Genomic DNA, 22,274 nt, shown 5'->3' with positions numbered 1-22,274 from the left:
GCGCCCCCTAGCCAAAGGTCTCGAGGTACTCCGCGCAGGTCATGGCGCGCACTTTGGAGCGCTTGAACGCGTCCACGTCGCGCGTGAGGATGACGTCCACGTCGTTGAGCTCGGCGCAGGCACGGATGAGGCCGTCCTCGAAATCCGGTTCGCCGCAGCCGAGCGAGAGCTCGCACTCCTCCGCGCCCATCGGCGCGATCACGAGCAGTTCGCGCAACCATTCCACCGATCTTCTCGCCTGCACCTCATTGTATTGGCGCTGAAGCACGTAATACGCATCCTTGAGAGACCCTACGGCAACAAGCCCCAGGTCTCCCCCGCCGTTGCAACGGCGAAGGACCTCGCATGCCTCCGCAGACTGCGGTCGCTCCTTGCAGACCGCGTCGAGAAGAACGCCGGTATCGAAGAGCAGCCTCCTGCTGTTGAAGTCACGCATAGCGGCTCGCAATCATATCGCGCATCTGCTCCTCGGTGAGGTTCACCAGCCACGGCTCGGCCTTGGGAAGGCTCTCTCGGAACTCCATGAAGCGTTCCCAGGTACCGCGGGGCTCCTCTGCCGGCACCTCCTCCGGCACCTCGCCCGTGCGTGCGATGTTCTCCCAGACCACCTTGATGACCTCGGCCGGCGTGGACCCCGCTGCGCGGATGTAGGCGTCCGCGCGCTGGCGGACCTTCTCGTCCACCCGTCCCGACACCACCGCTGTTGCCATGCGAGCCTCCTTTGTAGACGTGTCTACATAATAGCAGAGGCGCAGGACAAAGAGTGGAGCGCTACTCCTCGCGGCTGAACGCCTCCCAGAGCAGCGTCACGATGCCGCAGACGAGGCCACCCACCGGCCAGGCCACCCAGAACCACATGGCCGAGGTGCCCTCCGGGGTCCAAGAGTCCATGCTTGGCGCCGAGAACACCGGCGCAAAGAGAAGCGCCAGGCCCACAATCGTGGCCACGATCATGATGACGCCGCACACCGCCCCGAGCTTCTTGCCGTGCCTCTTCTGGGCGAGAAGGGCCTCGCGCCGGGCCTCGTCGAGCTCTGCGGACACGATGTCCTCCACCTCGAGGTCCTCGGCAACGGACTTGTTGTACTCCTCGACGTTGACGCGACCGAGCAGCATGCCACCGCGCACGATCCACCACACTCCCAGGGCGATGAACAGCATGAGAAGGAAGAGCGCCCAGTTCTCCGCGGTCTTCTCGAGCATGAGCAGGCAGCCAATGCCCGCGAAGATGAGCGCGAGCCCGGCGATGAGCGCCGTCGAGAACTGCCGGCGGGCGGCGGCGCGATCCTCGTCGGTGTAGAAGTCCTCCACGTAGGGGTGCGCCTTCTGGAACGCCGTGTGCTCCATGCCCGCAGGCACGAGAAACGCGAGACCCGCGAGGATGCCCACGAGCACGATGATCACGAAGAGGCCGTCGCGCCCGTTCCAGGACGCCAGCTCGACCGATCCCTCAAAGAGAAGGCCGAGCGCGATGCCCAGAAGGATGAGGGCGACGCCGGTGGGGACCTTGAGCGCCATCATGCGCCAATGCTCCTCGTAGCCGCAGACGTCGGTGGGCGGGCCGGCAGGGATGGGCGCGGCCGTCGCGGGCGCGGCGCGACCGGTGAGGTCGCCCGTCACGAGCTCGTCGAGCGTGCAGTCAAAGATCTCGCACATCTTGAGGAGCTTGTCCATCTCCGGCTGGCTCTTCTCGGCCTCCCACTTGGTGACGCTCTGGCGGGAGACGCCGAGCAGCATGGCCAGCTGCTCCTGGGTCATGTTGCGCTCTGCGCGCAGGTGCTGGAGGTTGTCGCGAAAGCTCATGATCTGCCCTTCGTCGGGGGTGTACTCTGTCTGCCGGCACCTCTAGTCTGCGGGCGCGCACGGCGCAATTCTACCAACCGACGGTGCGCAATTTGGCCGATTTCGCGGCAACCAGAGGGCGCCCGCCGGTTGCGCGCCGCAGGTAGATGCGAGGTTGGCCGCAGCGAGCGGGCGAGAAGGACAGTGTCACGCTTTGCAGTGTACGGGCACCCAGATCTCGCTGTAGGCGGTGCCGTCGTCGCGGACGTCACTGAACGAGAGCATGCGGAATCCGTCAAGCTCGTAGGGTGCCTCGGCGAGCCACTCGGCATAGATGCGGGCAGTCGTCTGCTGCATGGTCTCCGGATGGGGACCGTCATTGGGGAAGACCGCCCAGGTGAGCGCCGGCACCTCCACGAGCGCGAGGTTCTCCCCCGCCTCATGTGCCATGGTCGGCACGCCGATGAGGTGCGTGAGCTCGCCCGCTTCCTCCTGGAAGTTGGTGTCCGAGTTCCAAGAGGCGTTCACCACGCGACGCGGCTCCGTGTCCATCAGGCGGTGCATCTCGGCGCGCTGCGCCTCCGTGATGCTTAGCGCAAGCTCCGCGATCGCGGGGTTCTCGCCCTCGAACTGCATCGGCACACGCGCCGCGACGCCAGCAAGGCGAAACTCGCCCTTCTCGATGATTCGATACTCCATGAGATGTCCTTCCCTTGGATGAAAAGGGACAGTCCCTATTCATCATCAGAGAAGAGATTACTTCTTTCTCCTGGTTAGACTGACGGTAACGGCACGACCGAGGAGGTGTCCCATGGAGAAGCGTCTCGTCAGGGCCGCGCTCGTCTACGGCGCAGTCTGGCTCGCGTGTCTTGCGTTCTACTGGGGATTCCTTGCGACGGGCACCCTCGGCGGGGGCGGCATCATGGGCTACGTGATCCTGGCGCTCGGCATTGCCCTGCCGATTGCCGGCGTCGTGGCGGCGTTTCTGATTGGCCGCGCGGCCGAGCTCGGCTGGCGGCGCCTCGCCGCGCCGGTTGTGATCGCCGCGCTCTACGTGCTCCACACCGTGGCGACGTTCAGCCTCTCGAACGTCCTCGGCCTCACCAACATCGCACCGGCTGACCTGGCCGTCTTCTTGTACGGCCTCATCCCCGCCGCGATCGGCCTCGCCATCGGCTGCGCCACCGCCAAATGAAGCAAAGGAACTATCCCTTGGGATCACTCACACGCCGAGGCGGGGAACTTTCGGATAACGGCCCTCTTTGAGACCGATTATTCCGCAGCCCCCGCCTCGGCAGGAAAGGGATCCGTCACGACCGCGACTGTCTACTCAACCTCGATCGCAGCGGAGGCAACCTGGCCGGTGGCGTCGCGGGCGGTAATCGAGACCTGCCCCCGCTCACTTGCTCGCACGACGGCAACGGCTCGTCCGTACCAGGTCTGGCACTCGCTGGAGAGGTAGCTCTCCTCCGGGTTTGGCTGCGCGCTGCCAAAGCCGAGCAGCTCGCCGCCCTCCACCTCGAGCGTCACCCGTCGGTCGGCGTTGGACTCCAACACGTCGTTCTCGCCTCTCAGCTCTATCGCAACGTAGGCAATCTCTCCGACGCGCACGCACGAGACCTCCGGCCGCACGTCCAGACGCACCGCCCCGGTCGCCGAGACGAGCTCGCTGCGACCCAGCTCCTTCCCGGCTCGATCGTAGACCACCGCCGTGAGCGTGCCGGGCTCATAGCGCACACGGAACAGCGCCCTAAACTTCTTGAGGCGCCTACGGCCGCAGCTCCTCCCGTTGACGAGAAGCTCGGCGATCTCGCCTCGTCCGTACACCTCGACCGTGGTTTTGTTGCCTTCGCACGAGGCCCATGACCAACTGTCAAACGCGTTGGTCCCGCGCCACGCAGCCTTCGTCACGCGAACGCCAGGGTGATTCACCGGTCGCACGCCCAGATAGGGCTTCTCGCGCGCACCCCAAACCGTCGCTGCGTATGCCGCCTGCGCGTCCGGGCGCCCGCAGATGTCGACGACCCCGGCCCCGGAGAGCAGCCACGGATAGCGCACGTTCACCATCGACACGCCCTCGTAGTTCCACGACCCAATGGCAGCCTCGCCCAGATAGTCCCAGCCCGTCCACATGAAGTCACCGATCACGTACGAAAGGCGCTCGACCTTCGCCCAGTTGTCGGCAATGTCTTGCGGGTAGGTCTCCGAGCCAACGATGATGCGCCCCGGATGGACGCTTCCCTCCTTGGCATAGCGCCCGTTCGCGTAGTTGTACCCGCACACGTCAAGCAGGTCGAGCACCGGCGTTGTGGCACGGTCAGCCTTCTTCGAGTTTCCCATGCGGTTGATGCCCTTGCCCAGGACCGACATCATCGTGTTGAAAAGCAGGCTGCCCGACTTTCGCTCCGCGCGACGACCACCGTCCTTCTCGGCACGGTTCCCGTCGGCATAGTCCTTCGCCAGGCCGCCCTCGTCGTAGAGGCCCTTACCGGAACTCGCCATCATGAGCACCATGAAGTTGATGCCCGCCGTCACAGGACGGCTCGGGTCCAGGCGATGAGCGAGGTCGATCATGTTCTGCGCAACCTCCAGACCATGCGGCTTAACCGGCTCGGAGACCTCGTTGCCGATGGAGTACATCACGACGCTGGGGTGGTTGCGGTCGCGCTCGATCATGGCACGCACGTCATCGAGGTAGCACGCCTCGAAGTCGCTCGCGTAGTCATAGGGGTTCTTGTGCTGGAACCACATGTCGAACGTCTCGTCGATGACATACATGCCCAGTCGGTCGCACGCTTCGAGCAGCGCCGGGGACGCAGGGTTGTGCGAGCTGCGAAGCGCGTTGAAGCCCTGCTCCTTGAGAATGCGGACCTTGCGTTCCTCGGATGCGTCATAACTCGCCGCACCCAGCATCCCGTTGTCATGGTGTACGCACGCGCCACGGAGAAGCACCGTCTCGCCGTTCACCAAGAAGCCCTTCTCGGCAGACCAGGCCAGCGTGCGAACGCCAAAAGTGGTCTCCGCAACATCGATCACTGCACTCGTGGCGTCCTCGAGCGTCACGCGACAGACGTAGAGCTCCGGGCGCTCCGCGCTCCAGAGGCGGGCATCGGGAATCGTAAGCGTCGCGTCAGCATCCTCGCCTCGAGCGACAACTTCCCCCTTGTCAAGAATCTCCACGCGTACGCGCTCCCCCACAACAGAAGGACCCGTGAGCTCAGTTCTCACCCGCACGACCGCCGGATCAGTGGAAACCGTGTCAACTTGGACACCCTGCCACGTTATGTGGTGCATGGGCGCCACGAGCAGACGCACGTCACGATAGATGCCGCCACCCGTGTACCAGCGTGCATTGGGGAGCTCCGAGTTGTCCGCGACGACCTCCAACACGTTCTCACACCCCGGAAGCAAGGCTTCGGTAAGACGAGCCGAGAAGGGCGTGTACCCGTACGCGTGCCATGCGACCTGCGTACCGTTGAGTGTCACCGTGGCATTGCGATACACGCCGTCGAAAACGAGCACGACCTCCTGGCCCGCCCACGCCTCCCGAGGGACGAAGCGCTTTTCATAGTGATAGACGTCTCCGTAGAAGTAGCCACCGGCGTCCTTGGCGGGACTCTCGGGACCACGCTGGGCATAGAGCATCGCGTCGTGCGGCAAGCGGACTGTGCGACGCACACCTTCGCCGTCTGTCCAGAACGTCCAGCCTTCGTTCCAAAGCTCGTCTCTCATAGATGTCCCCTTTCCACATGCGCGTGCAGGCATGCAATCTGCTCGCGTTCACCTTGACGCTCACAGTAGGTCGAGCAACCGTCGTCTTCGCGTTTTGTTTTCGCGTGATACGGGCAAATGGTGTACTGTTTCCACAGTTCTTCTCGCCTGCCGTGACAAGCGGAAGGAAAGGTCGTGGACGCAGGACTGTTTGGCACGCTTACCAATGTGCTGTCTGCCAACCAGGTCATTGACCTCTCGCGGAGCGGCCAGTTTGAGGCGGGAGGCACCTCACCGATCATCAGCTCAGTAAAGGGGAGCGAAGTCTGGCACCAGACTATCGAGGACGACTTTCTCCTTATTGTTGACTGGTGCGAACCGGGCGAGCGAAGGTACTTCCTGTTTGCTCCAAGCAGCGCACTCTGTGTCCTGCTGCCGCAGCCTGACCAGCCGATTGCCAACCCTCACAAGCACGACTACCTGGAGCTCGTTGCCATTCTTGACGGAGAGCTCGACTTCACCGTAGAGGGCAGGCGGAGGTGCTATCGCGCCGGGGACTGCAGCATCCTCAACCAGAACGCCTGGCATGCAGAGGGAATGTCCACCTCGTATCTCGCCGCCTACTTTAGCATCAGGCCCTCCCTGCTCAAGGAGCTGATTTCCCGTGACTCCAGGTGCGACGCACTCGCGGCTTTCCTCTCCCGCAACGTCCGCGCGACTGGTGAGGTCGACTACGTCGACATAGCTCCTCGCGACCGAGAAGACAGGGTACGGGAGCTCTCGCTCCTTACCAACCACGTGATCCAGGAGCTGATAGAGCGACTGCCCGGATACCGTAGCGTCGTGCAGGGTTATCTCGAACGACTGCTGGGCACCCTCGGAGACCCGAGAGGCAGCACGCTTGACGAGACGAGGTTCTCCAGCGCCAGCTCGGACGACCTCATGGAGCACATCGTCTCCTACGTGCTTGCACAGCGACGTCGGGTCACACGCAACGAACTCTCGCGCGTATTCAGCTACAACGGGAACTACCTGAGCGATGTGTTCCGTACACGAACGGGAACGAGCCTCGCCGTCTGGTGCCGAGACGCCTGTATGCGCGAGGCCGCGCGAATGCTGCGCGACACCGACCTGCCCATCTCTGAGATAGCTCGAGCACTGGGATACCGCGGCAGGTCAAACTTCTACGCCCATTTTCGTGACAGCCACGGTATGACACCCGCCGCCTACCGCACAATGATACGAAGGGACTGTCCCTTCGTATCATCCTAGAACGTCACGTTGCCAAACTCGGAGAGCCGCAGGTCGGGGTTGCGCTCCGTGGCCCAGTCCAGGTTCCACGGGCTCGTGAACAGGAGCAGGCGCCCGCCGCGCATGTCCTCGACGCGCAGGGTGTCGCGTGTGAGGTTGAGCGAGCGCACGTCCAGCTCGTCGGGCGAGTTGTCGATCCAGCGGACCTCGGTGTAGGGCAGCGCCTGCCGGTAGACGTCCACGTGGTACTCGCTCTTGAGGCGCTGCTCGAGCACCTCGAACTGCAGCACGCCCACCACTCCCACGATCACGCTCTCCATGCCGGCGCCCAGCTCGCGGAAGATCTGGATGGCGCCCTCCTGGGCGAGCTCCTCCATGCCCTTCACGAACTGCTTGCGCTTGAGCGTGTCCACCTGCGAGACGCGCGCGAAGTGCTCCGGCGCGAAGGTGGGGATGCCGGCGTAGCGCACGCGCCGGCCGGGCACGCAGAGCGTGTCGCCGATCGAGAAGATCCCCGGGTCGAAGAGGCCCACGATGTCGCCGGCACACGCCTCGTCCACCGTAGCGCGGTCGTCGGCCATCATCGCCGTGCCCGTGGCCAGCTTGATCTTGCGGTCGCCCTGCACGTGGTAGGCGTCCATGCCGCGCTCGAAGCGCCCCGAGCACACGCGCAAAAACGCCACGCGGTCGCGGTGGTTCTTGTCCATGTTGGCCTGGATCTTGAAGACAAAGCCCGAGAAGGACGGGTCGGTCGCGGGGACCTCCTCGCCCGTGAGGGCGTCCGTGTGCGGGCCCGGAGCGGGCGCCATGCGCAGGAAGTCGCGCAGGAACGGCTCCACGCCAAAGTTGGTGAGCGCCGAGCCAAAGAAGACCGGCGTGAGCTTGCCCGTGCGCACGGCCTCGAGGTCGAACTCGTGGTCCGCGCCGTCGAGAAGCTCGATGTCGTCCATGAGGGTGCGGTGGTTCTCCTCGCCGATGAGCTCGTCGAGGGCGGCGTCGCCGAGCTCCGCCTCCACCTCGGCCACGCGCTTGGTGGCGTTGGCGCGGCCGTCGCCCTCGAAGGCGAGCACGTGGCGGCTCGCGCGGTCAAAGACGCCGCGGAACGTGCGCCCGTTGCCGATGGGCCAGTTCATGGGGTACGTCCCGATGCCCAGGACGTTCTCGATCTCCTCCATGAGGTCAAAGGGGTCGCGCGTCTCGTGGTCGAGCTTGTTCACAAAGGTGAAGATAGGGATGCCGCGCAGCGCGCACACCTTGAAGAGCTTGACGGTCTGGGCCTCCACGCCCTTGGCGCCGTCGATCACCATGACGGCGGAGTCCGCGGCCATGAGCGTGCGGTAGGTGTCCTCGGAGAAGTCCTGGTGGCCGGGGGTGTCCAGGATGTTCACGCAGTGGCCCTCGTAGGTGAACTGCAGCACGGAGGACGTGACGGAGATGCCGCGCGCCTTCTCGATGTCCATCCAGTCGGAGACCGCGTGCTTGGCGCTGGCCTTGCCCTTGACCGAGCCGGCGCTCTGGATGGTGCCGGTGTAGAGCAGGAGCTTCTCCGTGAGCGTGGTCTTGCCCGCGTCCGGGTGCGAGATGATGGCAAAGGTGCGGCGAGAAGAGATCTCCTCCTCAAGGCTTGGCATGCGTTTCCTCCGTTGCAGACGTTTGAGCCCAGCTATTGTAGCGGATGCGCACGTGGTAGCTAGCCCACTGCCTTGCCCAAAAGCGCGCAGTCAACGAAGTTCGACGCAGTAACTAGAGGGACTTCTGCCTTCTAGACCGACTTCTGAATAGTTTTCTACGCGGCATATCCCGAAGGGGCTCCATGAGACGAATCTCAACTGGGGCTTCTTTCGCCAACGAGCCACGCAGAGCTTTCTCGCTCCAGAAATCTATTCAGAAGTCGGTTTTGAAGGCAGGTCATTCCAAAATCAGTCGCAAACCCAGCTCACGGCACGACGCTGAGCTAATTCGGCGTTCAATGCGTTGCAGTGCATATACGCAGATCAGCAACCATGTAAGGAACATTTGACAGCACGACATGGCTCTGCGGGGCCCGGTGTCGCCCACCGCGGCGTCATCTACGTCGCCTACACCGAGGGCTACTACCAGCGTCAGCGCGCCCTTGCCGACGAGGCGCCCGCCGACGAGGCGTCCCTCGCCAAGTACATGGAGCGCGACGTCTTCATGCTGCCTGCAAACGCGACCGTCCGCGAGGCCCTCGCGTACTTCGCAGAGAGGAAGATCAGCGGAGCGCCCATCGTCTCCCCCGAGGGCGCCGTCGTGGGCTACCTGAGCGACGGGGACGTCATGCGCTACCTGAGGTCCGTGGGGCACAACGTGCCGGCGGTCGGGGCGCCCGCACTCCTGTTGGACTGCCTCCGCGAGAGCGGCTCGAAGTTCGAGGCGAGGCTGACGTCAATCATGGACCAGCTGGCCCTCGACGTGGGGTCCGACCACCCCGTCACCATCCCGGTCAGCACCTCGTTCGAGGACATCTGCCGGCTCCTTAGCGAGTCGGACGTGAAGAAGATCCCCGTGGTCTCCGACGGCCAGGTGGTGGGAATCGCCTCCCGCTCGGCGATCACGACCTACCTCGTGCGGCGCTTCCTCGACCAAGCCGGAATGTGATGCCGAACCCGTAGGACGGGGGCGTGTGACAGAGGGGACGGAGGCTTTTGTCACACGCCTCCGGTGTGACAAAAGCCTCCGTCCCCTTTGTCACTTTGTCACACGCCTGCCGCTCGCGAGTCAGAACGAGCGGAGGGTGGGGTCGCCCTTCTCGGTGGTGGCAACAAAGCGCAGGTAGAGTATGGCGTCAAGCATGGGCGGCAGCAACAGGAGCAGCTCGGTGAGCACCGCCTCGATGAGGAGGTAGCTCATGTCGTACGCGACGCACGCGAGGAGGTTGGGAAGCAGGCCCTCGGCCTCGGGCGGGTAGAAGAGCAGCGCCGAGACGACGTAGCACACCCCCATCGCGAGCACGCCGACGAGGTAGCCCACACGAAGGACGAGCACGTCGCCCCTAACGTCATCGTCTTCCTCGCCCTCGTCACGGGCGCCGCTTCCACGCCCCACCCCGCGCCCGCAACCGCACTCGCGGCCGCGCCTCGGCCCGAACCCGCGCAGGAGCAGGCCTCCCACCGCCACGGCCCCGCACGCGACCGGGTACTCGAGCACGATGGCGCCCGGCGAGAAGTTCACCCACTCGCCCACGCCGAAGATGACCGCAAGTCGGGTGAACCCGAAGACCGCGCCGGCCACGCAGCCATGGCGCGGGCCGTAGAAGTACGTGACGAGCCACAGCGGCAGCAGGCTCAGGAACGTGACCGAGCCGCCCTGTGGAAGCGTCACGAACCGAAACGCCGAGAGCAGCACGGACAGGGCGAGAAGCGCGACGGTCCAGAACGCGCGGTTCGCCCAGAGCCAGTCGCCCGGCTCACGCCGATAGACGCGGCGGCCGTCGCCCCGCGCGCCCCCTTTGGACCCTCGCCCTCCCATGCGCACCCCCTAGATCCGGCTTCTCTGCTGGTGCCGGCGACGCCGCTGGTTGATGACAACCACGAGCACGTAAATGGCAACCCCGCCGAACAGGCCGCAGTACGTGGTGGTCTCCGCGTATGTGGCCTCGATCCCGAGCCCCTCGTACACGTCCCGGAGGAGGTCGGCGAAGAAGGGCTGCAGCTGGATGATCGCGAGGATGACGGCGGCCACGTTGATGACCATGCCCGTGCGCCCCTCGACGATGGCGCTCTTCACCGAGACGAGGTGCTCGAGGTACTCCTGGTGCTCGGTGTAGACGTCATGCAGCTCCTGGTTGAGAAACGCCTCGCGCAGGCAGGTGGCCTCGATCTGGGACGAGAGGTACTTGAAGTTCTGCGTCTCCCAGAAGCGCACCGTCCTGCCGTACTCCCGGTCGATCGCGAGCTTGGCCTTCGGCGAGATGTCGTGGTTCGCCTCGAGGACCCTCGTCACGCGCGTGTTGACCTTCTCGAGCGCGGTGTTCTGAAAAAGGACGAGCACCACGATGAAGAGGTAGTTCGCGAAGTCGCTCACGCGGTCCATGGGGAGGTCGCGGAAGCTCTTCGCCACGTAGACGACGGCCCTGCTCGAGAGGTAGAGCTCGTAGTCGTCGAACTGCGCGCGGTTGTCGAGGCTCATCGCGCGGACCTCGGTGCTGTCGATGCGGTACTCGCGCCCGTAGTTGTCGTACGTCTCGGCGGCGAGCATGTCCTGCAGCTCGCGGTCGTTGTCCGGGCGCTCCGAGAGGAACAGCGCGCACTTCGCGCGCCCGCAGCGGTGCAGTCCGAACGTCTCGAGCAGGTAGTCGTAGAGGGAGACGAAGCGGTCGGGGCCCTCCGGGCTGCGTATCTTGAGGTAGTCGTAGGAGACCTGGTCCTCCATCTGCGTGACGGAGAAGGGATACGCCGAAAGGAGCACGGCGAGCACGAACATGTGCGTCCGGCGGTGGCAGACGAGGACGGCGTGCCCGCGCGCGGTGCCCATGACGATCTCCTCGCCGGCATCGCGCGCCGGGTAGTCGTCGGTGGTGTGGAGGAAGTCGAAGCTCCCGAGGTGGGCGAGCTCGAGGTCGCGCACCACCTCGTTGCTGCACTCGTAGGAGAGGTACTCGACGAGCTCCGAGATGACGTGCTCGGCGAGCGCGCGGTCGTCGGCGGTGGCGGGCTCGGCGGGGACGCCTCTGGCACGGTCCTCGAGCAGGTTGTCGACGCGCAGGTTCGCCTCGTGCTCGGCGAGCGGGAGCAGCAGCCAGAGGTCGCTGCGGTAGGTCGCGAAGTGGGCCCTTCCCGCGAGCAGGCGGTCGAGCCGCGGGCCGTCGCAGACGAAGACCGTGTTGCCGTCCTCCAGGTGACGGAGCTCGTGGAACAGGAGGCTGCGCAGGACCTTCGTGCCGTCGCCCGAGACGGCGGTGGCGACGACGCTCGTGACGGGCAGGCCCTCGTCGCGCAGGCGCCGCAGGTAGCCGACGAAGCCGTCGGTGAGCAGCCGGATGACCTCCCCGTCCTGATAGGCGGGGTGGACGGCGATGGAGAGCACGAAGAGGTGGTTCTCGTCGGTACGGTACTGCGCGACCTCGTCGGGGGCGATGTCGTCGTCACGGATGACGGGGCTACGCGAGACGTTGTCCTGGTGGAGGCCCAGCTCGCAGGGGAAGAAGTTGACGTAGCCGGCGAGACGCCCGCTCTCGTCGTCGACGACGAACACGAACGAGCGGCGGTTCCGCTCGTAGCGGGCGACCGTGTTGGCGGGGTCGCCCCAGTAGGCGGGCTCGTAGCAGGCGTGGTCCACGGCCACGAGGCGGTCGAGGAAGGGGACGTCGACGTCCTCCCCATAGAGCACGGTATACGTCATGGCACCCCCTCGGTCGGCCGCGCGGCAACGAGAGCATTATAGGTGCCCGGCGGCGCGCCAGCCTCGCTCGCCGCAAGCGCCCTGCCTAAAGGGCCCCTTTGCCTTGCCCAGTGGTCAGCCGAACGGGCCCCTGGGACGCGAGGCGTCAGACAGAGCCGCGTGTGTCAGATAACGGCTCCATTGTGTGGCAGGAGGGATTTAGCGCCCCTTTCACGCAACTAAAGCCGCAGGATTCGGTCACGCGTACGGGGTCCCTCCCCAATTCACCCTCCCAGACGCACACAACGGAGGCCTCATCTGCCACAGAGGGCTCTCGAATCTGCCCCACGGGAGACTCGGCTCGATTGCCTCCCGAGCGGAAGCCTATGGCGCCCTCGGGCAATCCCGAGAAGGGCCGAGGAGGCCTCGGAGTCGCCCTCCGAGACGTCGGTCGTCGCCCCGTCGCACGCGTACCCCCTCATAGGCACGGGCAGGCCCCGATGTGACACAGGGACACAGGTGGGACAAACTCCTCCGTCCCTGTGTCCCAGGGTCAGAGCTTCTTGCGGGTGACGGTCTCCCAGTGCATCGGGGCGCCCCGGCGCACGAGGCTCGCGCGCATGCGGGTCACGTCGAGGACGAAGCGCAGCACGGTGATCTCGAAGACCGAGAGGAGCACGGCCCGGGCCACGTCGGCCGCGGAGAGCCACTTGCTCGCGGTCTGCCTGCTCACGCCCATCTGGCGGGCGACGGCGGACACGCGCTCGCCCCCGGCGACCCGGGAGGCGAGCAGCTCCCGCCCCCTGGGCGTGAGCCTTGCGTTAGGATGCTGTGACATGAGAGGGCTCCCCTCGGCTGCAGATCTAGGCAATCCACAGCATGCGGGAGCCCTCCCTGTTTGTCACCCTCGGGGCGTAAACAACGTCTTGGCACTGAACAGCTAGTCCCCCACCTTGCCCAGCAGCACGACGAACCTCTTGTCAAACGTCACGACGTCGCGGCCGAGCTCCTGGCGCTCTGCGGCCAGCACGCAGTCGACGAAGTCGAACGAGCCGCCGCTGTAGAGCCCGAGCGCCGCCGCAGCCACGTTCTTGCGTCGGCACGTGACCTGGTCAAGCAGGTAGCGCAGCACGGCGTTGGCATCAAGCAGGGCTTCCATGCTTAACCTCCATCGCCCGGGCAAAGGCGCCATCCTCGAGGCCAACAAGCCCCTCGTCCGCGTACTCTGCGAGATGATACGAAGGGACTGTCCCTTCGTATCATCGTTGGCGGATGCCGACTTCGGTTTCCGCCATAAAATGGTTGATGCCGAAATCGGTTTCCGCCAAAATATGGTCGATACCGAAGTCGGTTTCCGCCAGAAATGAGGTCGGGAATGTATCGCAACGCCATGGCAAAACTCCTCTCGTGGAGCGACAGCCCCAGTCGCAAGCCGCTCATCGTCAACGGTGCCCGTCAGGTGGGAAAGACGTGGCTTGTCCTCGCGTTCGGAGAAGACCGCTACGATTCCGTGGCCCATGTCGTGTTCCTGGACAACGAGGACATGAAGCGGGCCTTCGAGGGAAGCCTTGATTCGGAGCGCCTGCTCACTATCATTGGCGCGGCAACGGGGACGAATCCCCGCGACGGCAGGACGCTGGTATTCCTCGATGAGATCCAGGAGTGCCCGCGCGCCATCACCGCCCTCAAGATGTTCTGCGAGCAGCGCCCCGACGTGCCCGTGGTCGCGGCGGGATCCCTTCTTGGCGTGGCCCTCAGCCGTAAACGCGGGAGGGACGGCACCGGCACGTCATGGCCCGTTGGGAAGGTCGACTATCTTGACCTGCACCCTCTCTCGTTTGACGAGTTCGTGCGCGAGGTTGGCAACCCGGCGCTTGCGGATGCGCTCTCCCAGGGCGACGCCGATCTCATCAGCGTCTTCTCCGAGCGCCTGACCGATCTCCTGCGCGCCTATTACTACGTGGGAGGCATGCCCGAGGCAGCGAAGCGCTACAGTGAGACCGGGGACTTTGCGGCGGCGCGGGCGGTGCAGCGGGCGCTGCTCGCGGACTACGAGCACGACTTCTCCAAGCACGTTGAAAGCTCTGCGGAAGTAGAGCGAATCCGCCAGACGTGGAGGTCGGTGCCCATCCAGCTTGCGCGGGAGAGCGACCTTCGACGGTTCAGCTACGCCTCCGTCCGGGAGGGCGGGCGCGGACGCGACTATCGGGATGCCGTCGCATGGCTTGTCGATGCGGGCCTGGTCACAAAGGTCCCTCGCGTGACCAAGCCTGGACTCCCGCTCAAAGGGTACTCCGACGAGACGTACTTCAAGCTCTACCTGCTCGACGTCGGGCTCTTGGGCGCGGCAACAGGACTTGAGCCACGCGTGCTCGTGGAGGGGGACCGTCTCTTTACCGAGTACAAGGGAGTCTATGCCGAGCAGTTCGTGTGCCAGCAGCTCGTGGCGGGCGGCCTGGTGCCGTATTACTGGTCGGCAGACGGCAAGCAGAAAAAGGGCGAGGTCGACTTCCTGCTCGAGGTTGCGGGACGCCCCATCCCCATTGAGGCCAAGGCAGACGAGAACATCGCCGGGGGAAGTCTCGCCGCGTTCGTACGCGACTATGGGCTCGAGCGTGCCGTGCGCTTCTCGCTCCGCGGGCTGAAGGAGCAGGACTGGCTGGTAAACGTACCGCTCTACGCCGCCAATGCCTTTCCGGGCATTCTTGATGAGCAATTGTAAACTCCCAGTTCAACGACACCGTCAAGACCTTTTGACAGCCGCAGGTGGCCGCCCGGGGCCCGGTGTCGCCCACCTTTGATGGTACGCTCTCCCCCGCAGTGGCACGTTCCTCTCGACAAGGGTCGAGCCAAGACGCAGGAAGGAGGCAGCATGGAGCTGGGAAGTCACATCAAGGCGCGGCGCGCGGAGCTCGGCATCTCGCAGGACGAGCTGGCGGGGCGCATCTACGTAAGCCGTCAGACGATCTCAAGCTGGGAGAACGACAAGACCTACCCCGACGTCCAGAGCCTGCTGCTCCTCTCGCAGGTCTTTGGCACGACCATCGACGAGCTTGTGAGAGGAGACGTAGACGCCATGAAAGAAACGATTGAGAAGGACGTGCAACTGCTTAAGCGGCTGAGCTACGCGATGACGGGCTTCATCGCCCTGATGGTGCTTGCCATGATCTGGTGGGTGGCACAGATGACCGTGTGGGACCTCTCAATCGTGCAGACGCTGCCGACCGCGGCGCTGGCGGTCGTGCTCTGGGGAATCGCGATGTTTGCCTCGGTGTGGGTCGACCGCATCAAGCGTGAGCACGACCTCGTCACCTACCAGGAGGTTCTCGCCTTCTGGAACGGTGAGCCCGTGGACCGCGACACCGAGCGCGGCCGCCGCGAGCGTCTCATCCCCCGCTGGATGAAGGTCATCCGCATCGTAGGCTGGGCGCTCTTTGGGATGGCAGTGAGCTTCTTCATCGGCTACGGGGTCGCATGGCTCATGGAGACGCTGCTCGGGTAAGTGATTCAAAAGGGGTCTGTCCTCTTTTGAATCACTCGACTTTGCCAAGAAGGCCAATGAGCTTTTTATCGAACGTCATGACGTCGCGGCCGAGCTCCTGACGCTCCGCGGCAAGTACGCAGTCGACGAAGTCGAACGAGCTGCCACTGTAGAGCCCGAGCGCAGCCGCCGCAACGTTCCTGCGCCGACACGTGACCTCGTCAAGCAGGATTCCGAGGCTCTCCGCGATGCGCGACCTCGGTACGTGATAGACGCCCGCGAGCACATAGACGCACTCCGCGAGAACCTCGACGGTGACCTCAGCGCCCCGCGCAATAGCCTCAGCAACCGCCTCGGCCTGCTCCTGATTGTCCTCCAATAGGTAGCGAAGCGCCGCGTTGGCATCAAGCAGGGATTCCATGCTTTGCCTCCATTGCCCGAGCGAAGGCGCCCTCTTCGAGGCAGAGAGCGGACTCATCGGCATATTCGGCCAGAATGCCTCGTGCACGGTGTTGTGCCCCTGTCGCACGCGGCAGGGGCACAACAAGCGCCGCCGGCCGCCCATAGCGTTCGAGAATCGCGGCCTCGCCGTTCTTCTCGGCACGCTCGACGATGCTACTGAGATGGGCCTTTGCCTCCGCAATGCCCATGCGCGCGGCGCCTTCAAGGTCGATGGTCAACGTTGTCATCGGGCTCGCCTCCTTCGTTGCGACAAGTATAACCAACATATTGGTCATAACCAAACAACACAGGAGTTTTCTGACCGGGCAGGCATGCCATAGCGCTCAACAAGCTGCTACACGCCCTCTCCACGCACGAGGGGACATGCCCGTGAAGTCGGAGAAGGCGTGGCAGAAGGCCGAGGGGCTTGGATAGCCGAGAAGGACGGCAATCTCGGAGACGGTACGACCCCCGTCCTCGAGGAGGCGGCACGCGTGCTCCATCCTCAGCTGGCGCGCATATGCGCCCACGCTCTGCCCCGTCTCGCGCCTGAACGCGTCACAGAGCCGCGACCGGCTCACGTAGAGCCTGCCTGCGAGCGCGTCGACGGAAGGTGGCGCGCCGCCCTCCTCGACGGCAGCCGACAGGAGCCTCCTCGCGTGACTCACCAGCGCGCCCTCGTCTTGACCGGCGCCTTTCCCGTCTGCCACCAGAGACGCCATGAGAGAGGTGACGGTCGAGAGAATCCCGAGCGACCCACCGGGGCCGAGCGGAGGACTCGCGGGTATGTTGCCGAGCGCATGACGAATCGCCCCCTTGGCCTTGGGACCCCAGGAGCCGTCAAACGCCGAGAAGAGCCCGCTGAACTCCCCCGGATAGCTACGGTCCAGCTCGTCGAAGAAGTCGGGCAGACAGATGACTGAGCGAGAGCGGTAGACGTGGCCGGCGAGCAGGCGACTTGAGAGCGAGCGGGGGCCGCGCTCGACGAACGTGGCCACTTCGTCATGCGGACGGCGCGTGCCGCCCCCGGCGCCGACGAACCTGATCGGAAGTCCGCAGTCCCGCGAGCACGAAACCGCATCGTCCCCCATCGTGCAGGCGCAGGCATACGGCCCGAGCGACCCCTCGAAGAGCGGCATGTCCTCAAGCGGAGTGACGTCGTGGCAGAGCACGAGGCAGTGCGAAACCGGTGCGCAAAGCCACATCGAGCCTGTCGCCACGGAGCCGCGCGTCTCGCCCACCCAGATGCCGCCCCGACGCTCGAGGCGCACGCCAAGCTGCTCGACCTGCGGCTCGAAGAGCGCAACGAGCTCGCGGGGAATGTCTCCCATGCCCGTCATCTTGAGGGTTCGTCCATCTCCCTTGAGGAATCGTCCAAGGTTAGTTAACCGTAGCTAACAAGTAACGACTCCCATGATACGGTGCGGCGGAATGCCAATCAAGACACGAGGGCAAGGAGGCTTCGATGTCTGACTCTCAAGCAACCAGGGCGAGCGACGCCCGCGGCAAGGGCGCCGTGAGCCGTCTGCTCGCCTTCGCCGGTCCGCGCAAGGCGCTCACGTACCTGGGCTGCACGCTCTCGGCCGTCTCTATGCTCGTGAGTTTTGGCCCGTACGTCTGCATCTGGCTCGTGGCGCGCGACCTCATCGCCGTGGCCCCCGACTGGGGCGCGGCCACCGGAATCGCCGCGTACGGCTGGTGGGCGTTCGGCCTTGCGGCCGCGAGCATCCTCATCTACTTCGCCGGCCTCATGTGCACGCACCTCGCGGCCTTCCGTTGTGCGTCCAACATGCGCAAGCGCACCACGGACCACCTCATGCACGCGAGCCTCGGCTACTTCGACACGCACGCGAGCGGCGCACTGCGCCGCGTCGTGGACGGCTGTGCCGCCGAGACCGAGGGGCTTCTCGCACATAAGCTCCCTGACACCGCAGGCAGCATTGCCATGATCGTCGGCATGCTGGTGCTGTTCTTCGTCTTTGACTGGCGACTCGGTCTCGCGTGCCTCGCGGCGGTCGTCATCTCCATTCTCTGCCTGATAAAGATGATGGGCGGGCGCGGCATGGACTTCATGACGCGCTACATGGAGTCGCTCGTCAAGATGAACAAGACCGGCACCGAGTACGTGCGTGGCATCCCTGTGGTCAAGGTGTTCCAGCAGACGGTCTACAGCTTCCGCGCGTTCCATGACGCCATCGAGGAGTTCACACGGCTCGCGCAGGACTACGCCGTCAAGTGGTGCCAGACGCCGCAGTCGCTCTCGCTCACCATCATCAACGGCGTCGCGATCTTCCTCGTGCCGGCGGCGATCCTCGTCGCGCCCGGAGAGGGGGACTTCGCGCGCTTTCTGGCCAACTTCGCGTTCTACGCGATCTTCTCGGCGGTGATCCCCACCGCCATGACCCGCGTGATGTTCATGTCCGAGGCGTTCCAGTCTGCTGCGGACGCGGTCTCGCGCGTCGAGGAGGTGCTGGCTGCGCCCGTGATCTCCGCCCCCGCCGCACCTCGCACGCCCGCGGGCAACGCCATCTGCTTCGAGGACGTGAGCTTTACCTACGAGGGCGCGGACGCTCCGGCGCTCGACCACGTGAGCTTTGAGGTGCCGGCCGGCGCGACGGTGGCGCTCGTGGGCCCCTCCGGCGGCGGTAAGACCACGGCGGCGAGCCTCGTACCTCGCTTCTGGGACGTGGACGCCGGACGCGTGACGCTCGGCGGCGTGGACGTGCGCGAGATGGACCCGCACGACCTCATGGACCGCGTGGCCTTTGTCTTCCAGGCCAACCGCCCCTTCCGCCAGACGATCCTGGAGAACGTGCGCGCCGCGCGCCCCGAGGCCACCCGCGAGGAGGCGCTCGCCGCGCTTGAGGCCGCCCAGTGCGCGGACATCCTGGAGAAGCTGCCCCAAGGCGCCGACACGCTCGTGGGGACGGGCGGCACCCACCTCTCCGGCGGCGAGGTGCAGCGCCTCATGATCGCCCGCGCGATTCTGAAGGATGCTCCGGTGGTGGTGCTCGACGAGGCGACGGCCTTTGCCGACCCCGAGAACGAGGTCAAGATCCAGGCGGCCTTCAAGCGTCTCGCCCGCGGGCGCGACGGCTCGGCGCGCACCGTCCTCATGATCGCGCACCGCCTCTCCACGGTGCGAAACGCCGACAAGATCGTGGTGCTCGACGCCGGACGCGTGGCCGAGCAGGGCACGCACGACGAGCTGCTGGCGGCGGGCGGCCTCTACGCCCGCATGTGGGCCGACTACGAGAAGTCCGTGAGCTGGCGCATCACGAGCGCCACGGAGGTGGAGTAGATGAGCATCCAAGAGAAGTACGCCCTCACCGACGAGGGCATGCGCAACGTCAAGCTCGGCGCCGTGTGGACGGCCGCCTCGAACCTCGTGGTCTTTGGCGGCGTGGGTGCCCTCTACCTGCTCATGGGCGAGCTCGTGGCGCACCTCACCGAGGGCGCGCCGCTGCCGGACCTCCTCCCGTACGCAGCGGGCCTCGCCGCCTTTGCGGTCGCGCTCTTCGTGGCGGAGTACTGGGCCTACTACTACCAGTACGGCGTCATCTACAAGGAGAGCGGTCGTCAGCGCATCGGCCTCGCCGAGCGCCTGCGCAAGCTGCCCCTGGGCTTCTTCGGCCGCCGCGACCTCGCCGACCTCACCGAGACCCTCATGACCGACGTCAAGACCACCGAGCACGCCTACAGCCACGTGCTGCCCGAGCTCTATGGCGCCTACATCACGCTCGCCGTGGCGGCCGTCTGCCTGTTCTCCTTTGACTGGCGGCTCGCGCTCGCGTCGCTCTGGAGCTGCCCGGTGGGGCTCGCGATTCTCTTCGGCGCGCGCCGCGCCCTCCAGCCCATGATGGAGGCCACGCGCATGCGCGGCCTTGCCACCTCGGAGGACATCCAGGAGGCGCTCGAGTGCGTGCGCGAGGTGCGCGCGACCAACCAGGAGGAGCGCTACCTCGAGCACATTCATGCGGACGTCGACGCCGCGGAGCGCCAGGCCGCCCGCTCGGAGATCGCCTGCGGCATCGCCGTCAACGGCGCCCAGATCGTGCTGCGCCTGGGCCTTGCCACCACGGTGCTCGTGGGCGCGGCGCTCATCCTGGAGGGCTCCTGCACGTTCATGACGCTCTTCGCCTTCCTCGTGGTGGTGAGCCGCATCTACGCGCCCTTCGACCAGTGCCTCATGCTCATCGCCGAGCTCTTCTCGGCCAAGACCGCTGCGGCGCGCATGAAGGGCTTCTACGAGGAGCCGCTCGCGCAGGGCGGCGAGAAGTACGAGCCCGTGGGGCATGACGTCGCCTTCGAGGACGTGTCCTTCTCCTACGATCGCGGCGAGAAGGTCCTGGACGGCGTGACGTTCACGGCACGCGAGGGCGAGGTCACGGCGCTCGTGGGGCCGTCCGGCTCCGGCAAGTCAACATGCGCGAGGCTGGCCGCGCGCCTGTGGGACGCCGACGCGGGGCACGTCACCGTGGGCGGCGTGGACGTGGCAGCCGTGGACCCCGAGGTCCTTCTCGGCGACTTCTCCGTGGTCTTCCAGGACGTGCTGCTCTTTGACGACACGGTGATGGGCAACATCCGCCTGGGTCGGCGCGGCGCCACCGACGAGGAGGTGCTCGCGGCGGCGCGCGCGGCCAACTGCGACGAGTTCGTGAGCCGCCTGCCGCAGGGCTACGACACGATGATCGGCGAGAACGGCGCGCGGCTCTCCGGCGGCGAGCGCCAGCGGATCTCCATCGCCCGCGCCCTGCTCAAGGACGCGCCGGTCGTGCTCCTGGACGAGGCCACGGCGTCGCTCGACGTGGAGAACGAGACGCAGGTCCAGGAGGCGCTCTCGCGCCTGCTCGCCGGCAAGACCGTCATCGTGATCGCCCACCGCATGCGCACCGTGATGAGTGCGGACAAGATCGTGGTGCTCGAGGACGGCCGCGTGGCCGAGCAAGGCTCTCCGGAAGAGCTTCTCGCCGCGGGCGGCCTCTTCGCCCGCATGGTCCACCTGCAGACCCAAAGCGCCGATTGGACTATGTGACAAAGGGACAGTCCCTTTGTCACGTTGGATGGGAGGCGTCATGCCGTTGACACTCGTTCTTCTCGCCCTGGGGCTCCTGGGCTCGATTCTCATGTTTGCCGGGGACATGCTGCTCTACTTCACGTCCGGCGCCTACGACATGGACGGCACGCTCAGGCCGTACATGCGCATCATGCGCGACGTGCCCTCCGGCCGCGTACGGGTTGGGGGCGCGCTCGGTCCGGTCGCCGCGTTCTTCTATGTGCCCGGATTTGCGGGGCTTACGCTCACGGCGCGCGGCGAGATGGACTGGCTCGTCTGGCTTGCCGCGGCACTGCTCGCCCTTGCCCTCATCTGCGGCGGCGCCTACCACGCCCAGTACGTCTATCTCTCCGTCATCGCCAAGGCAGAGCGAGAAGAACTGTACGACGAGGTCGCGGACAACATCATGTTTGTCATGCGGTTTGCCACCGTGCCCATGTACCTGGGCTTTGTTGTTCTCGGCGTTGCCATAGTGTTGGGACAGACGGTCTTTCCCACATGGTTTGTCGTCCTCACGCCGCTGGTCACGTCGTTTCTCGGCCTCGTGTGGATGCGCGTGCCGCAGCCGGCGCGCTGCGCCCTCTTTGGCGGGTGGAGCAACCTCGTCTTCACGATCATGTTCGCCGCGATGCTCGTCTGCCTGCACTCCGAGGCGCTTGCAATGGCCTAAAGCCACGTCCTCCAACATCCGTGACATCGAGTGTGCACCAATCGAGAAAGCCGCGCTTTGAAGAGTCATTGATCTCGATTGGTGCACACTCAATATGCCTTAGCAATAGAAACAAGCCCTCGAAAACTCGTTCGCAAATAACACGATCAGATGTCGGCGATGCCTAACCCACCACGCGGTAGCCGGCAGACTCCACCGCGGCGGCGAGCGCGGCGCGATCGATCGGGTCCTTGGAGAGCACGCGCACGCGGTCGGGCAGGGTCGCGCGCGCCCACACGCCGCCGATGCCGTCGAGCGCGGTCTCCACGGCGGCGAGGCAGTGCTCGCAGTGCATCCCCTCGACGGTGAGGTCTGCCGCGTAGGGGTAGTGCGCCTCGTTGGTGTCGGCGACCTGCGGGCGCGCGACGTGGGACTCTCCCCCGCCGGAGCACCCGCACCCGCAGCCGCCCCGGCGCAGCGTCCGCAGGTAGCGACGGGCGGCGAGAAGGACGACCGCCACCACGGCCAGGACGATAATGACGTTAATCATGGCAACCTCCCTA

General features: G+C 65.4%; 23 protein-coding genes. 9 read left to right on the top strand and 14 right to left on the bottom strand.

The window, feature by feature from the left end:
• Window positions 1–7 precede the first annotated feature (7 nt).
• The 4 genes from B5F73_RS04370 to B5F73_RS04355 form a co-directional block, all read right to left on the bottom strand.
• On the bottom strand, window positions 8–436 hold the full coding sequence (locus tag B5F73_RS04370; protein WP_087226949.1) for a PIN domain-containing protein: 429 nt from the start codon (window positions 434–436) through the stop codon (window positions 8–10).
• Complete coding sequence (locus B5F73_RS04365; protein ID WP_087226947.1) at window positions 429–710, bottom strand: type II toxin-antitoxin system RelB/DinJ family antitoxin; 282 nt, start codon at window positions 708–710, stop codon at window positions 429–431. The genes B5F73_RS04370 and B5F73_RS04365 overlap by 8 nt, the downstream gene beginning before the upstream one ends.
• Window positions 711–771: 61 nt before the next feature.
• Window positions 772–1,803 carry a helix-turn-helix transcriptional regulator gene (locus tag B5F73_RS04360; protein ID WP_087226945.1) on the bottom strand — a complete coding sequence of 344 codons (1,032 nt, stop codon included), beginning with the start codon at window positions 1,801–1,803 and terminating at the stop codon, window positions 772–774.
• A 186-nt stretch (window positions 1,804–1,989) separates the two neighbouring features.
• On the bottom strand, window positions 1,990–2,481 hold the full coding sequence (locus tag B5F73_RS04355; RefSeq protein ID WP_087226943.1) for a GyrI-like domain-containing protein: 492 nt from the start codon (window positions 2,479–2,481) through the stop codon (window positions 1,990–1,992).
• 112 nt (window positions 2,482–2,593) lie between these two features.
• Between B5F73_RS04355 and B5F73_RS04350 the strand changes: the two genes are divergently transcribed.
• Entirely contained in the window at window positions 2,594–2,977 is a 384-nt protein-coding gene (locus tag B5F73_RS04350; RefSeq protein ID WP_087226941.1) for a hypothetical protein, read from the top strand.
• Between the two features lie 131 nt (window positions 2,978–3,108).
• Here the strand turns inward: B5F73_RS04350 and B5F73_RS04345 are convergent, their stop codons facing one another.
• Window positions 3,109–5,514: a glycoside hydrolase family 2 TIM barrel-domain containing protein gene (locus B5F73_RS04345; RefSeq protein ID WP_087226939.1), complete on the bottom strand. Its 2,406-nt coding sequence runs from the start codon at window positions 5,512–5,514 to the stop codon at window positions 3,109–3,111.
• Between the two features lie 174 nt (window positions 5,515–5,688).
• On the opposite strand from B5F73_RS04345, the gene B5F73_RS04340 reads away from it, so the two are divergent.
• On the top strand, window positions 5,689–6,765 hold the full coding sequence (locus B5F73_RS04340; RefSeq protein WP_087226937.1) for an AraC family transcriptional regulator: 1,077 nt from the start codon (window positions 5,689–5,691) through the stop codon (window positions 6,763–6,765).
• Here the strand turns inward: B5F73_RS04340 and B5F73_RS04335 are convergent.
• Window positions 6,762–8,375 carry a peptide chain release factor 3 gene (locus tag B5F73_RS04335; protein WP_087226935.1) on the bottom strand — a complete coding sequence of 538 codons (1,614 nt, stop codon included), beginning with the start codon at window positions 8,373–8,375 and terminating at the stop codon, window positions 6,762–6,764. The two genes, B5F73_RS04340 and B5F73_RS04335, sit on opposite strands and share 4 nt — an antisense overlap.
• Window positions 8,376–8,760: 385 nt before the next feature.
• Here B5F73_RS04335 and B5F73_RS04330 point away from each other — a divergent pair, with 385 nt between their 5' ends.
• Complete coding sequence (locus tag B5F73_RS04330; protein ID WP_087226933.1) at window positions 8,761–9,363, top strand: CBS domain-containing protein; 603 nt, start codon at window positions 8,761–8,763, stop codon at window positions 9,361–9,363.
• 120 nt (window positions 9,364–9,483) lie between these two features.
• Here B5F73_RS04330 and B5F73_RS04325 read toward each other — a convergent pair whose 3' ends face one another.
• The 4 genes from B5F73_RS04325 to B5F73_RS04310 form a co-directional block, all read right to left on the bottom strand.
• Window positions 9,484–10,233 (bottom strand): energy-coupled thiamine transporter ThiT, encoded by a 750-nt coding sequence (locus B5F73_RS04325; protein WP_143803132.1) that lies wholly within the window; start codon window positions 10,231–10,233, stop codon window positions 9,484–9,486.
• 9 nt (window positions 10,234–10,242) lie between these two features.
• Entirely contained in the window at window positions 10,243–12,105 is a 1,863-nt protein-coding gene (locus tag B5F73_RS04320) for a hypothetical protein (protein ID WP_087226929.1), read from the bottom strand.
• 532 nt (window positions 12,106–12,637) lie between these two features.
• On the bottom strand, window positions 12,638–12,922 hold the full coding sequence (locus B5F73_RS04315) for a leucine zipper domain-containing protein (protein WP_087226927.1): 285 nt from the start codon (window positions 12,920–12,922) through the stop codon (window positions 12,638–12,640).
• 102 nt (window positions 12,923–13,024) lie between these two features.
• On the bottom strand, window positions 13,025–13,243 hold the full coding sequence (locus B5F73_RS04310) for a hypothetical protein (RefSeq protein WP_087226925.1): 219 nt from the start codon (window positions 13,241–13,243) through the stop codon (window positions 13,025–13,027).
• Here B5F73_RS04310 and B5F73_RS04305 point away from each other — a divergent pair.
• The 3 genes from B5F73_RS04305 to B5F73_RS04295 all read left to right on the top strand — a co-directional run bounded on the left by B5F73_RS04305 (window position 13,242) and on the right by B5F73_RS04295 (window position 15,586).
• Window positions 13,242–13,451, top strand: a complete 210-nt coding sequence (locus B5F73_RS04305; protein WP_087226923.1) for a hypothetical protein — start codon at window positions 13,242–13,244, stop codon at window positions 13,449–13,451. The genes B5F73_RS04310 and B5F73_RS04305 overlap by 2 nt on opposite strands.
• Window positions 13,452–13,459: 8 nt before the next feature.
• Window positions 13,460–14,806 carry an ATP-binding protein gene (locus B5F73_RS04300; protein WP_087226921.1) on the top strand — a complete coding sequence of 449 codons (1,347 nt, stop codon included), beginning with the start codon at window positions 13,460–13,462 and terminating at the stop codon, window positions 14,804–14,806.
• A 150-nt stretch (window positions 14,807–14,956) separates the two neighbouring features.
• Window positions 14,957–15,586 carry a helix-turn-helix transcriptional regulator gene (locus B5F73_RS04295; protein WP_087226919.1) on the top strand — a complete coding sequence of 210 codons (630 nt, stop codon included), beginning with the start codon at window positions 14,957–14,959 and terminating at the stop codon, window positions 15,584–15,586.
• A 31-nt stretch (window positions 15,587–15,617) separates the two neighbouring features.
• On the opposite strand, the gene B5F73_RS04290 is transcribed toward B5F73_RS04295, so the two are convergent.
• The 3 genes from B5F73_RS04290 to B5F73_RS04280 form a co-directional block, all read right to left on the bottom strand.
• Window positions 15,618–15,986 (bottom strand): PIN domain-containing protein, encoded by a 369-nt coding sequence (locus tag B5F73_RS04290; RefSeq protein ID WP_087226917.1) that lies wholly within the window; start codon window positions 15,984–15,986, stop codon window positions 15,618–15,620.
• On the bottom strand, window positions 15,970–16,254 hold the full coding sequence (locus tag B5F73_RS04285; RefSeq protein WP_158094760.1) for a type II toxin-antitoxin system Phd/YefM family antitoxin: 285 nt from the start codon (window positions 16,252–16,254) through the stop codon (window positions 15,970–15,972). Before B5F73_RS04285 ends, B5F73_RS04290 begins: the two co-directional genes overlap by 17 nt.
• Window positions 16,255–16,350: 96 nt before the next feature.
• Complete coding sequence (locus tag B5F73_RS04280; protein WP_239379797.1) at window positions 16,351–17,337, bottom strand: AraC family transcriptional regulator; 987 nt, start codon at window positions 17,335–17,337, stop codon at window positions 16,351–16,353.
• A 134-nt stretch (window positions 17,338–17,471) separates the two neighbouring features.
• Here B5F73_RS04280 and B5F73_RS04275 point away from each other — a divergent pair, with 134 nt between their 5' ends.
• The 3 genes from B5F73_RS04275 to B5F73_RS04265 are packed head-to-tail and all read left to right on the top strand — an operon-like array spanning window position 17,472 to window position 21,732.
• Window positions 17,472–19,307 carry an ABC transporter ATP-binding protein gene (locus B5F73_RS04275; RefSeq protein ID WP_204206261.1) on the top strand — a complete coding sequence of 612 codons (1,836 nt, stop codon included), beginning with the start codon at window positions 17,472–17,474 and terminating at the stop codon, window positions 19,305–19,307.
• Complete coding sequence (locus tag B5F73_RS04270) at window positions 19,308–21,041, top strand: ABC transporter ATP-binding protein (RefSeq protein WP_087226910.1); 1,734 nt, start codon at window positions 19,308–19,310, stop codon at window positions 21,039–21,041. It abuts the gene before it with no gap.
• Between the two features lie 40 nt (window positions 21,042–21,081).
• A complete protein-coding gene (locus tag B5F73_RS04265) occupies window positions 21,082–21,732 on the top strand; it encodes a DUF6796 family protein (RefSeq protein ID WP_087226908.1) in 651 nt (216 codons plus the stop codon).
• A gap of 163 nt (window positions 21,733–21,895) precedes the next feature.
• On the opposite strand, the gene B5F73_RS04260 is transcribed toward B5F73_RS04265, so the two are convergent.
• On the bottom strand, window positions 21,896–22,261 hold the full coding sequence (locus B5F73_RS04260) for a heavy-metal-associated domain-containing protein (protein WP_087226906.1): 366 nt from the start codon (window positions 22,259–22,261) through the stop codon (window positions 21,896–21,898).
• Window positions 22,262–22,274 lie beyond the last annotated feature (13 nt).

The sequence above is a fragment of the Olsenella sp. An270 genome (genome assembly GCF_002159735.1).
In the GTDB taxonomy this organism is placed as follows: domain Bacteria; phylum Actinomycetota; class Coriobacteriia; order Coriobacteriales; family Atopobiaceae; genus Thermophilibacter.
Note: the sequence above shows the minus strand (reverse complement) of the source record. Positions and strands in the feature narration are given on the sequence as shown.